This is a genomic window from Marinitoga sp. 1155 (assembly GCF_001021175.1).
Classification (GTDB): Bacteria; Thermotogota; Thermotogae; order Petrotogales; family Petrotogaceae; genus Marinitoga.
This window is the reverse complement of sequence record NZ_AZAX01000008.1, coordinates 62,078-73,415: the sequence shown is the minus strand read 5'-3', so window position 1 is coordinate 73,415 and position 11,338 is coordinate 62,078. Positions and strand designations below refer to the sequence as shown.

The 11,338-nt window shown below is 29.1% G+C and carries 13 protein-coding genes, 2 pseudogenes and 1 riboswitch; of the genes and pseudogenes, 4 read left to right on the top strand and 11 right to left on the bottom strand.

Annotation, left to right across the window (positions count from 1 at the left end):
• Both X274_RS11960 and X274_RS12280 read left to right on the top strand, forming a co-directional pair.
• A pseudogene (locus X274_RS11960) lies at window positions 1-225 on the top strand (ABC transporter permease); the annotation flags it as partial.
• Window positions 226-301: 76 nt separating this feature from the next.
• The gene (locus X274_RS12280) at window positions 302-436 is read left to right on the top strand and encodes a hypothetical protein (RefSeq protein WP_255350144.1); all 135 of its coding nucleotides are present in this window, start codon (window positions 302-304) and stop codon (window positions 434-436) included.
• A gap of 617 nt (window positions 437-1,053) precedes the next feature.
• Here the strand turns inward: X274_RS12280 and lpdA are convergent.
• The 9 genes and pseudogenes from lpdA to X274_RS11955 all read right to left on the bottom strand — a co-directional run bounded on the left by lpdA (window position 1,054) and on the right by X274_RS11955 (window position 7,988).
• The gene (gene lpdA, locus X274_RS03980; RefSeq protein WP_047265512.1) at window positions 1,054-2,433 is read right to left on the bottom strand and encodes a dihydrolipoyl dehydrogenase; all 1,380 of its coding nucleotides are present in this window, start codon (window positions 2,431-2,433) and stop codon (window positions 1,054-1,056) included.
• 9 nt (window positions 2,434-2,442) lie between these two features.
• Window positions 2,443-3,684 carry a dihydrolipoamide acetyltransferase family protein gene (locus X274_RS03975; RefSeq protein WP_047265511.1) on the bottom strand — a complete coding sequence of 414 codons (1,242 nt, stop codon included), beginning with the start codon at window positions 3,682-3,684 and terminating at the stop codon, window positions 2,443-2,445.
• Between the two features lie 12 nt (window positions 3,685-3,696).
• A complete protein-coding gene (locus X274_RS03970; RefSeq protein WP_047265510.1) occupies window positions 3,697-4,674 on the bottom strand; it encodes a pyruvate dehydrogenase complex E1 component subunit beta in 978 nt (325 codons plus the stop codon).
• 15 nt (window positions 4,675-4,689) lie between these two features.
• A complete protein-coding gene (pdhA, locus tag X274_RS03965) occupies window positions 4,690-5,661 on the bottom strand; it encodes a pyruvate dehydrogenase (acetyl-transferring) E1 component subunit alpha (protein ID WP_047265509.1) in 972 nt (323 codons plus the stop codon).
• A 2-nt stretch (window positions 5,662-5,663) separates the two neighbouring features.
• A complete protein-coding gene (locus X274_RS03960; RefSeq protein WP_052913165.1) occupies window positions 5,664-6,107 on the bottom strand; it encodes a pyridoxamine 5'-phosphate oxidase family protein in 444 nt (147 codons plus the stop codon).
• Window positions 6,108-6,119: 12 nt separating this feature from the next.
• Window positions 6,120-6,974, bottom strand: coding sequence for a lipoate--protein ligase family protein (locus tag X274_RS03955; RefSeq protein WP_052913164.1), 855 nt, complete (start codon window positions 6,972-6,974; stop codon window positions 6,120-6,122).
• Window positions 6,975-7,194: 220 nt separating this feature from the next.
• Window positions 7,195-7,377, bottom strand: a pseudogene (locus X274_RS03950) (type I restriction enzyme endonuclease domain-containing protein); the annotation flags it as partial.
• Window positions 7,378-7,399: 22 nt separating this feature from the next.
• Window positions 7,400-7,789 (bottom strand): DUF1016 N-terminal domain-containing protein, encoded by a 390-nt coding sequence (locus tag X274_RS03945; RefSeq protein ID WP_052913163.1) that lies wholly within the window; start codon window positions 7,787-7,789, stop codon window positions 7,400-7,402.
• Window positions 7,758-7,988, bottom strand: a complete 231-nt coding sequence (locus tag X274_RS11955) for a DUF1016 family protein (RefSeq protein ID WP_156166130.1) — start codon at window positions 7,986-7,988, stop codon at window positions 7,758-7,760. The genes X274_RS03945 and X274_RS11955 overlap by 32 nt, the downstream gene beginning before the upstream one ends.
• 320 nt (window positions 7,989-8,308) lie before the next feature.
• Here X274_RS11955 and X274_RS03940 point away from each other — a divergent pair, with 320 nt between their 5' ends.
• Both X274_RS03940 and X274_RS12230 read left to right on the top strand, forming a co-directional pair.
• Window positions 8,309-8,647 (top strand): hypothetical protein, encoded by a 339-nt coding sequence (locus X274_RS03940; RefSeq protein WP_047265507.1) that lies wholly within the window; start codon window positions 8,309-8,311, stop codon window positions 8,645-8,647.
• A gap of 87 nt (window positions 8,648-8,734) precedes the next feature.
• Window positions 8,735-9,013, top strand: a complete 279-nt coding sequence (locus X274_RS12230; RefSeq protein WP_047265506.1) for a hypothetical protein — start codon at window positions 8,735-8,737, stop codon at window positions 9,011-9,013.
• 65 nt (window positions 9,014-9,078) lie between these two features.
• Here the strand turns inward: X274_RS12230 and X274_RS03930 are convergent, their stop codons facing one another.
• Window positions 9,079-9,360: a MoaD family protein gene (locus X274_RS03930; protein ID WP_047265505.1), complete on the bottom strand. Its 282-nt coding sequence runs from the start codon at window positions 9,358-9,360 to the stop codon at window positions 9,079-9,081.
• Window positions 9,357-11,156 (bottom strand): aldehyde ferredoxin oxidoreductase family protein, encoded by a 1,800-nt coding sequence (locus X274_RS03925; RefSeq protein WP_047265504.1) that lies wholly within the window; start codon window positions 11,154-11,156, stop codon window positions 9,357-9,359. The genes X274_RS03930 and X274_RS03925 overlap by 4 nt, the downstream gene beginning before the upstream one ends.
• 7 nt (window positions 11,157-11,163) lie before the next feature.
• A riboswitch (molybdenum cofactor riboswitch) is annotated at window positions 11,164-11,281 on the bottom strand.
• Between the last annotated feature and the right edge of the window lie 57 nt (window positions 11,282-11,338).

The following is an 11,338-nucleotide window of genomic DNA, read 5'->3' as shown; positions in this document are numbered from 1 at the left end:
ATAACTGTTTTACCAAATTTTTTAAAAATTTTTTCTTATCTTTTCCCATTTAGTTGGGGATTAGACTTAATGAGACATTTATTAATGAATACAAATACAAATTTAGAGATTAATTCAGAATATATAATATTGACTATAATATCGATAGTATATTTAATAAGCGGAATTATTACATTCAAAATTTTAGAAAAAAAATCGCGTAAAAAAGGTTTTCAGGGCTTTTAATATAAGTAAAAAATGTGGATTTAATTCTTAATTTGGATGAAAAATAGACTAAACCTTAATAAAAATATATGAAATAATGGAAGAATTATCGCAAAAAGGGAAAACGATAATATTAGCCAGTCATGACGTAAGTGAAATAGAAAAAACAGAAAAACAGAGGAAATACTCAAAAAAACAACAAAAGAAAATGAAGAAAGGTTATGGGAATTAATAAAATAACCTCAAAAGAGATTATTTTATTATAAAAAACTATAAAACCAATTAATCATTAACATCAAATAATAGCAAGAATATAAAATTGCATCAATACATTAAACAAAAACTTAACCATAAAAATATATCAGGTGATAAAATAATTATGTAAATTTATTGAATTTAGGAAAAGAAAAATTGATTGTAATTTTACTTGAATTTTACTAGGAATTGTATTAATTGTTACTGGCCTATTTTTTGAATTCACAATATTTGGAGTTACGAAAATTTTATCATTATACGTAATATTTTTAATTTTAATAAGTTATTTTATTATTTCAATATATAAGAGTACAATAGCTATATCTCTCTTTTCTTTGGGATTTATTTTTTTGAATTTCATTTTGAAAATTGATTCTACAACAAATAAATATTTAATATACGAATTGTTTTTGTTATACCTAATAATAAGTTTATTTATTTATATTTTCACATGGATGAATCGAAGATTAAAACAATAAGGGAAAATAAAAATGTACAAAAAAGGGTCTCTTTCCAAAGAAAGCTGACAAAAGAAATGTTTTGATAATAAAATGACGTCTACAAAAATTGTGGACGTCATTTTAAAATTGCAGATTAAATGTGAATTGCCCAACCTTCTATTCCTCTAAATGCCTCCATAATACCTTCGGAGAGTGTGGGGTGTGCGTGTATCATTTTGGATATATCTTCAGGTAACAATTCAGAATTTTTAGCTAACAATACTTCATGAATTAATTCTGTAGCTTCAGCACCTATTATATGAGCTCCTAAAATTTCATTAGTTTCTTTGTCTGTTAATATTTTAATAAATCCTTCTGATTTTTCTATTGCAACAGATTTTCCAACGCCTCTGTATGGGAAAGAAAATTTGTTATATTGAATATTTTTTTCTCTTAACAATTCTTCGGTATAACCAAGACTTGCTATCTGAGGTTCTGAATATATAGCAGATGGGATTTTGTGAATATCTACAAATTTTTCTGTACTATGTCCAGCAATATGTTCTACAACAATTTCACCCTCTTTTGAAGCAACATGAGCTAATTGTGGTGTTTTTACAATATCGCCAATTGCATAAATGTTATCTGCATTTGTTTTGTAATACTCTCTAACTTTAACAAAACCTTTTTCTGTTTCAATACCATTTTTTTCAAGACCAATGTTTTTGGTATTTGGTTCTCTGCCAACGGCTATAAGTATTTTTTCAACATTAATAATATTTTTTCTATCTTTTCTTTCTAATTCTAATGTAATTTCGTTTTTTGTTTTTTCTATTATTCTTGACTTTGTAGATTTGTGGATTTTTATATTTCTTTTTTTATATACTTTTTCAAGGAATTCTGCTATTTCTAAATCTTCAGTTGGTAAAATTCTGTCTAAAATTTCTATTATATGAACTTCAACTCCAAAAGAGTTCATTATATAACCAAATTCAATTCCAATTACTCCACTGCCTATAATAGCTATTGATTTAGGTAAATTCTCTAACATTAAAGCACCATTTGAACTTAATATTTGCACTTCATCTATTTCAAATCCAGGGATAGATTTGGGTTTTGAACCCGTTGCAAGTAAAATGAATTTTGATGTGTATATATCTTTATCATTTACTATTATTTCATTTTTATTTAATAACTTACCTTCGCCTGAAATTAAATCGATTTTGTTTTTCTTTAGTAAATACTGAACACCTTTTGAAAGCGTATCTGCCGCTTTTCTTGATTTTTCAAATATTTTTTTATAGTTAAACTCACTTTTATTAACTTTTATTCCCATATATTCTAATTCTTTTATTCTTGAAAAAGTTTCAGCTTGATGTATTAAAGATTTAGATGGTATACAACCTATATTTAAACAAACACCACCAACTTTATCTTTTTCTATTATTGCAGTCTTTAATCCGAGTTGTGCAGCTCTAATTGCAGCAACATAACCACCTGGACCTGAACCTAAAATAATTAAATCATATTTCATATTATCACCTCAAAGTATTGCTAATATTGGATTTTCTAAAGTTTCTTTTAAATCTTTCATAAATATAGCAGCAACTGCGCCATCTATTACTCTATGGTCTGAAGATAAAGTCATTTTCATCATTGGTTTAATAATTATTTCATCATTTTCGACAATAGGTATCTTTTTTATCATTCCAATAGCAAGTATTGCTGAAGCTGGTGGATTGATTATCGCTGTGAATTCATCTACTCCAAATGACCCAAGATTACTAATTGTAAATGTTGCATTTGTATATTCTTCTGGTTCCAATTTATTATTTTTTGCTTTTTCTATTAATTCTCTTAACTCATTTTCTATCTGTAGAATTCCTTTTTTATCAGCATTTCTTACAATAGGTGTAATTAATCCATTTTCCTGAGCTACCGCTAAAGCAATGTCAATTCTACCAAATTCAATTATTTTGTCATTTAGCAAAGTTGAATTTATTCTTCTGTGCTTTCTCAATGTATTGGCAATTATTTTTATCAAAAATGTATTCATTGATATTTTATCGTTCAATTTGTTGTTTATCGTCTTTCTATTTTCCATTATATTTTCCATATTTACGCTAACAGTTAAGTAAAAATGTGGTGATGTGTATTTTGATTGTGACAATCTTTCACCAATAATTCTGCGTTTGTCTGATAATGGAATTATTCTATCTTCATCACTTGTCTCAACATAGATAAGTTTATCTTGCAGCATTGTTGCTTGAGAAACTGTTGCAGTGCTATAACCTTCAACATCTCTTTTTATTATTCTTCCTCCTGGACCAGTTCCTTTTATTCTTGTTATATCAATGTTTTTCATTAATGCTATTTTTTTTGCTAAAGGCGATATTTTAATTCTGTCTGAAATACTTTCAAATTCAGCTTCTTTAGCTTTAATATTTTCAATTTCTCCACCAGTTTTTCTTTCTGTTGTTTCACTTCTTATCTCTTCACTTTTCACTTTTTCAATATTTTCATTTAATAAACTAGAAATATCTTCTCCAGGTTCACCAAATATTGCTATAGGGTCACCAACAGCAGCCTTTTCACCTTCAGGAACAAGTATTTTTAATAATGTTCCCTCTTCTGTTGCTTCATATTCCATTGTTGTTTTATCTGTTTCAACTTCACAGAGAACATCTCCTTCTGTGAAAGATTCATTTTCTTTTTTTACCCATTTTACGATAGTGCCTTTTTCCATTGTGGGAGATAAGGCAATCATTAGTAATTTTTCAGCCATAATATCGTCCTCCTAAATGTACAAAACTTTTTTAACAGCTTTTATTATTTTATCAACAGATGGTTGTGCTGCTAATTCTAATTTGTGGTTATAAGGCATAGGTACATCTTCATTTGTCACCAATTCAACTGGTGCGTCTAAGTAATCAAATGTTTTATTTGAAATTAGCCATCCAACATGAGAAGCAACACTTACAAATGGCCACGATTCATCGACAATTACGCATCTATTTGTTTTCTTTACAGAATTTAATAATGTTTCTTCATCTAGAGGTCTTATACTTCTTAGATCTAGCACTTCGACATCAATACCATCTTTTTCAAGTTCTTTTGCGCTTTCTAATACTACTTTTAAAGGTTTAGAATAGGTAATTATAGTTACATCTTTTCCTTCTCGTTTTATATCTGCTTTTCCAAATTCTATTGTATATTCTTCTTCAGGAACTTCACCTTCCCAGGAGTACATTAATTCCCCTTCTAAAAATATAACTGGATTATCATCTCTTATTGCTGTTTTTAAAAGACCTTTTGCATCATATGGTGTAGCTGGAGCTACAACCTTTAAACCTGGCACGTGTGCAAAAAAAGTTTGTGTAGCCTGCGAATGCTGGGAAGCTAAATATTCTGCAGGTCCATTAGGTCCTCTGAAGACTATCGGAACCTTGAATTGACCGCCTGACATATATCGCATTTTTGCAGCATTATTTACAATCTGGTCAAAGGCTTGAAGCGCGAAATTAAATGTCATAAATTCAACAATAGGCCTTAACCCTGCCATAGCAGCACCAATTCCGACACCAGCAAATCCGCTTTCTGTAATAGGGGTATCTATAACTCTTTCCTCACCATATTTATCATATAGTCCTTGACTAACTTTATATGCTCCGTTATATTGCGCGACTTCTTCGCCCATTAAAATTACATTTTCATCCCTTGACATTTCCTCATCCATAGCTTGCCTAATGGCTTCTCTCATAGTAATAATTGGCATCTTTCTCACTCCCTTTTAAGCGTAAATATCCGTATATAATTCATCTAAATCCGGTTCAGGACTTTCTTCTGCAAATTTAGCAGCATCTTTTGCAATCTTTTTGCATTGTTTGTCCATTTCAAGAAAGTCTTCTTCACTAATAATATTATTTTCTTTCAATAACTCTTTAAAACTTATTATTGGATCTTTTTGCTTATATTTTTCAAGTTCTTCTTTTGTTCTATATTTTGCAGGATCACTCATTGAATGACCTTTAAACCTGTATGTTTTAGCTTCAAGTAAAACTGGAGTTCCATTTTTTGCTATTTCAATAGCTTCTTTAGTTGCTTCGTAAACTTCTAAAACATTCATTCCATTTACTTGTTTTCCATTCATTGCATATGAATCGGCCATTATTGAAAAATCATCTATTGCTGAAACTCTCCTATAATCAGTTCCCATTCCGTAATGGTTATTTTCACAGATATACACAACAGGTAAATTCCATATTTTTGCTAAATTCAAACTTTCATGGAAAGCTCCCTGGTGAATTGCACCATCACCAAAGTAACACAATACAACACCATCTTCCTTATTGTATTTTATTTTTAAACCAATACCTGTAGCTACAGGTATTTGAGCACCTACGATTCCATTTCCGCCAAAGAAATGTTTTTTATAATCAAAAAAATGCATCGATCCACCTTTCCCTTTTGAACAACCAGTTATTTTTCCATATAGTTCTGCCATTAAAGAATTTGGATCTAAACCTGTTGCTAATGCATGTCCATGATCTCTATATGCTGCGGCAACATAGTCTTTTGTCATATCTAAATTTGAAATTGAACCAACTGCTACAGCTTCTTCACCTATATATAGGTGTAAAAATCCACCTATTTTTTTTAATCCATATGCCTGAGCAGCTTTTTCTTCAAATCTTCTTATTAAAAGCATTTTAAATAATAAATCTTTAAGTAATTTGGTATCGTAATTTTTTAAATCTTTCATAATTATTCCTCCCTAAAATTAATTCTTTCCTTTATTCCTTTCATTGTGTCGTAATATACGATTTCTTCTATTATTGTTTCTAATACAACAAATTCCGCATCATCTTCTAATTTCCATATAGCTACTAAATTTGAGGATAAATTTTCTAAAACTTCTGATTTAAACAGAGCATCTTCAATGATGTTTATTTTTCCATAAATATTTATAACCTCTGTTAGACTTTTGTTTTGAATTAACCATTGAACTTTACCATTATTTTTTAGATCATTTACTTTTGGAAAATCTTCTAATGTGATTGCGTAAGTACAGTCTGTGTTATAAGGCATCAAGCATGGTGACATCCATCTCAACTCTGGATAACCGTCTTTATTAACCCATCCTAAAACACCGGTTTTTGTTTCAGCAAGAAATTTTCCTAATTTTTTCATAACTTCTTTTTTATCCATAATAAGCGCCTCCTAAACTTTTTGGTAATTTAAATTTTCAAAATTCATCAAATCAAACTTCAATGGATTTTTTAATTTTTTTGAATTAATATATGTTATATAACCATTTTCAACATTAAATTCATTATCTTCAAATTTAAAAATAAATTTAGGTGTATTTCCATATACCCATTCCCATGATTTGTGTTTTTCTATTAAACTTTCATCTCTAAAATATTTTGTAGAAACTTTAATAGTTGTTAATCTTAGATATTTTGATGTTTCTCTTATAATATTGTTTTTTATCATTTCTTCGTTTATACAATAATTAATTTCTTTAAGATTTATTACCTTAGAAGGTTTAGATTCTGTAGCTTTCGTTTCGATTTTCTCGTTTTTTCCCAAGACCTTATTTAAAAACTCAAGATTCGAATCAATTAATAATGTTCCATGATGCAAAAATTTATCTTTTTTTATTGAAAAAGCACTACCTGAAAATTTGTAATCTTTATATATCAGGTCGTTTTTATAATTTTTTTCCACATCTATATCCATGTTTTTAAGTGTTTCTATTATAATTTCAAATATTTCCTGGCTATTTAAATAATTTTTGGGCGAAACAAAAGAATAATTTAAATTCCCAAAATCATGAAAAACTGTTCCTCCACCAGAAATTCTTCTGGCAATTTTGATTTCTCCATTTTTTACCAATTCAAAATTAAAATTAATTTCTTTCCAAGGATTCTGATGTTTTCCTATAACCACAGAATTCTTACTTTTCCAAAAGAAAATAAAAATATTGTTGTTGGTATTGTTTATTAAATATTCTTCAATAGCCAAGTTATAATAAACATTTGTATTTTTTGATTCGATTATATATAATTTCATTGTTTCTCCTTCTTTTTTGTAATGATTTTAATTTTATTTCCATTTAAATTCTACCATTTTCATCGGAATTAAAAGTTTCGAAAACATTACAAATTTAATTTTCGTGTAATTTTTGTATGTTGTTTAAGTAAAATTAAGAATAAAAATAATTATTTCATCGTTTACAAAACAAACTAACCGGAGCTTTTTTTTGCCCCGGTTAGTTTATAACTGTGTTTACAATATCAATTAATTCTTCAATTACCTCTACCGCTGTTAAAATATTATTATGATACCTTTTTATAGAATTTTTAAGCATTTCCTCTAATGATTTGCTTTTTACAAGATTTTTTCTAATTTTCACCTTTATTTCATCATTTATCAATTTTTTAAGAATTTCAATAGCTATATTCTTATGTTTCATAACAATATTGGTTTTTTAACGTTTATTTAGCAAGATCAGATTGGATTAAAGGTAAGGTTATTTCAGAATTTGTAATTGCTTTTCCTGATCTTTTATATAAATCGCTTCTATTTGATGAGTCAAGACATTTCTTGACTATCCGTTTTCTATAACCTTGTTTACATATAAATAGAGCTTCTTTTGGATTTTTATATTTTGAAATTATTGCAAGATTATGTTCCCATGGAATTTTTGTAATTAGTGCAACAGCTTGTTGCACTAATTTTTTATCTCCAGAATAAAATAAATACCGCTTTTGAATATACATTAAATTTCTACGTGAAAAAGCTTTTACATCAGGAAATTCAGAAATTAAATCTTTGCTTAACTTATCTATTAATTTATCTCCCCATTTTGCTTTTTTGTTTTTCAACTATTTCTTTTCCGAGTTCCCAATAGAAATTAAACAGTTTTGAATTAGCTTTAACTGCTGCTTTTAGCTGGTTTTCCCTTAATTTTTTCTTTAAATCTCTTAACCAGTTGGTATAATCTTTTTCTTTTAATAGATCACTCATTTTTTCATCCTCACTTATAACTGGTTTTTCAAGATTTTCCAGTATAAATTTGATCACCTGATATATTAATTATCAATTTAATTATTGAAAATATACTGTAAATTTTTTTATTTGTATTGACTTTTCTTTTTTTTTTATATATAATACTTGTGAATAAAATTTTAAAATGAAGATTTAGTATAATTTTAATATGGTGCTCAAAAAATTGAAGAATTTAACCAAAAAGGCATTGAAGGATGGAAAGAAACTGCATATGGCGCAGCAGCCGGTGCTATAGTTGGTGGTCTTTGGGGAGCAGCTGCTAGTGGGGGACCTGGTATAGTACCCGGTATTGCTATAGGAGCAATTCAAGGAGCTATAGGAGTTGATGTTGTAGAATGGCTAAAAAAATAGTTATTACAATAATATTAGGATTATATCCTTATATATTTTTATTATTATCAAAGATATCAGATAATTTTATAATAAGACAAAATACAGTAAATTATTTGATATCTTCTGTATTGTTAATTTTTTCTTATATTATTTTTTCTTTGATAAAAAGTAAATATAATCAAAAAAGTAATATAATAAATTTTTTCTATCTTATTGTTTTTTTTAGCATTACATATTTTCTTATCTGGAAACATTTTATAGTAGTACTTATTTTTATTACTGAACTAGTAAGATTATTCATAAAACCAAATATTTCTAAACGTATTGAGAAAATTAAATAACATTTGTTATTTAAATATAATTTTTTTAGAATGAAATATAATTAAGGCTCTCTTCCAAAAAGAGTGGAAAAAAAGGGATAATATCAGATGAGAAAACATCTCATAAATCTTTTTGGAGGTAAGGTAACACCAAGCCAGAGTTTAGATACTAATTTTGGTAAAAAAATGTTAGATATAGATAAAGAAAATCCAGGTAGTCTTGGAATAGCTATAAGTGAAGCTTTAGAAAAAAGTTATAGTATTTACGCTATCCGGTCATGGGTTACTCAACTTAACAGCATATTCATAATAAATAATAAAATAGCTAACCTGGGGAAACCCCGGTTAGCTTATAATTACGTTTATAGTTTTTTTAGCGTAAAATAAAGCTGCTTTTATGTTTTTGCATTTTGAAATTATAACTATATTATGCCACCATTGTCATAACAATATTATCCCCCACCTGCTGGAGGAAATATTGAAATCTCACCTTCTTCTACTACTGTGTTTAATCCGTTAATATGCAATATGTTTTTCCCATTTATTAAGATCATTGTTCCAGTTTTTATTTTTTTACCTTCTACTAAATATTCTCTAACCTTTTTATCATTAAATTTTTCAACAAGTATATTTATTAATTCGTCTACTATAATTGGTTTATCCAAATTTAAAGTCAAAGAAGCTACTCCGAGATATAATCTCAGAGTAGCAAAAAATTTGATTTCTACTTTCATATTATTTTTAACTCCTTAAGTTTTTCTTCTGTTGGTTTTCCTTCTTTATTCCAACCTCTAATTTCATAATATTTTGGCAATAATTGTTCTAGATGAACTACCTGACCTTTATTTGGACCTTCTTTTACCGGTTCTTTAAGTAATCTCTTTGGTAATGTGTCTTGTGATGGATCTATACCAGCTTCCAGATTAAATTTTCTTTCTAAATTCCATATTCTTTCACCTATTTTTAATAATTCTTCCGTTGATAAATCCCAGCCTAAAGCAGCATTTATTAAATCTCTGTAGTCGTCTGCTCCAAGTGCAAATGATGTAAATAAACATAACCCTCCAGCATCTATTACTGCAGTTAAATCCTGAAAAGCCTTAACCCATGCAGCCTTCCCATCGAGCACTTGTGGATCTAACTTTTCTGGTGCTCCCAATATTTCCGGAGAAATCATATATCCTCTTACATGACATCCTCCTCTATTACTTGTTGCATATTCTAATCCATGTCCTTGAGCCCCTCTTGGATCATATGCAGGTATTTCCTGTTTTTTAACTGTCATTGAAAATTCTGGATGACCATAACTTTCAGCGAATCTATATGATCCTTCAGCCAATTTATCTCCGATACCTTCACGCATACCAATTTGTTTTGTGTAAAATACTATCGCTTCGGAACTTCCAAATTTTAATTCTGGTCCATTATTCAACTCTTCTTTTTTAATAATACCTTTTTCATACATTTCCATAGCACAGGCAATTGTAGCTCCAGCAGATATTGTATCTAAACCATATTGATTACATAGATGATTTGCTTCTACGATAGCAATTAAATCTGAAACTCCACAATCCGCACCAAAGGCCCAACCTGTTTCGTATTCGGGGCCTTCAGTTTCGATTCCATTAGGTAATGTAACTCTTCTTCCACAGGCTATTGGACAGCCAAAACATGGCATATTTTTAATTAAATAGCCTTTTTCAACTAATGCTTCACCTGAAATTTCATCTGTAAGTTCAAATACAGAATCTTGAAAATTATTTGTTGGATAAAGTCCGTTTTGATTTATTATATTATCCAAAACTTTAGTTCCTAATTTTGGTAATCCCTCACCTGTAATACCATTTTCTTTAAGTTTCTTTACTTTTTCTTTTACTACTTCCATAAATCTGGCAGGATCTTTTACAGATGGTCTATTTTTTCCTCTAACAACAATACCTTTTAAATTCTTACTTCCCATTACAGCACCAACGCCAGTTCTTCCGGCTGCTCTATGTTTATCATTCATTATTGCAGCAAATTTTACCAATTTTTCTCCAGCCGGTCCAATGCAGGCAACTCTTGCCTTTTTGTCGCCAAATTCTTCCAACATTTTATCAGTAGTTTCAAATACATCCTTTCCCCATAAATGTTCTGCATCTTTAATTTCTGCATGTTCATTATTAATTGATAAATAAACGGGCTTCTCAGATTTTCCCTCAACAATTATCATGTCATAACCTGCAAACTTTAATTCAGCCCCAAAATACCCTCCTGAGTTGCTTGATGCAATAGTCCCTGTTAACGGACCTTTTGTTACAACCATGTATCTTCCCCCAGTAGGTGCTGCTGTTCCTGTTAATGGTCCTGTAGCAAAAAATAGCTTGTTTTCAGGTGAAAGAGGATCGATTTCCGGGCCTACTTCATCATAAAACATTTTTGTTGCAAGACCTCTTCCACCTAAATATAACTCTGCATCTTTAGGCAACTCCTCAACTTTCACACTTCCTTCTGTTAAATTAACTCTTAAAATTTTGCCATTAAAAGACATTTTACCCCTCCTTTTTATTCTCCTTCCTTTCCAAACACGGGAGGCATAACCGTTTCCAGTTATACCCATTGGCCTTTTACCATGGCATATGCTTTAGGTATAAAGGCTCGGAAGGGGTATTGCCCAATAATATTTTATCACAAAAATTAATAATTAATCAATTAAAATTTAATTTTTTGAAA

Coding starts and splice junctions, on each gene's coding strand:
- X274_RS12280 (WP_255350144.1), top strand. CDS start 302: ATGGAAGAATTATCGCAAAAAGGGAAAACGATAATATTAGCCAGTCAT.
- lpdA (WP_047265512.1), bottom strand. CDS start 2,433: ATGAAATATGATTTAATTATTTTAGGTTCAGGTCCAGGTGGTTATGTT.
- X274_RS03975 (WP_047265511.1), bottom strand. CDS start 3,684: ATGGCTGAAAAATTACTAATGATTGCCTTATCTCCCACAATGGAAAAA.
- X274_RS03970 (WP_047265510.1), bottom strand. CDS start 4,674: ATGCCAATTATTACTATGAGAGAAGCCATTAGGCAAGCTATGGATGAG.
- pdhA (WP_047265509.1), bottom strand. CDS start 5,661: ATGAAAGATTTAAAAAATTACGATACCAAATTACTTAAAGATTTATTA.
- X274_RS03960 (WP_052913165.1), bottom strand. CDS start 6,107: ATGGATAAAAAAGAAGTTATGAAAAAATTAGGAAAATTTCTTGCTGAA.
- X274_RS03955 (WP_052913164.1), bottom strand. CDS start 6,974: ATGAAATTATATATAATCGAATCAAAAAATACAAATGTTTATTATAAC.
- X274_RS03940 (WP_047265507.1), top strand. CDS start 8,309: ATGGCTAAAAAAATAGTTATTACAATAATATTAGGATTATATCCTTAT.
- X274_RS12230 (WP_047265506.1), top strand. CDS start 8,735: ATGAGAAAACATCTCATAAATCTTTTTGGAGGTAAGGTAACACCAAGC.
- X274_RS03930 (WP_047265505.1), bottom strand. CDS start 9,360: ATGAAAGTAGAAATCAAATTTTTTGCTACTCTGAGATTATATCTCGGA.
- X274_RS03925 (WP_047265504.1), bottom strand. CDS start 11,156: ATGTCTTTTAATGGCAAAATTTTAAGAGTTAATTTAACAGAAGGAAGT.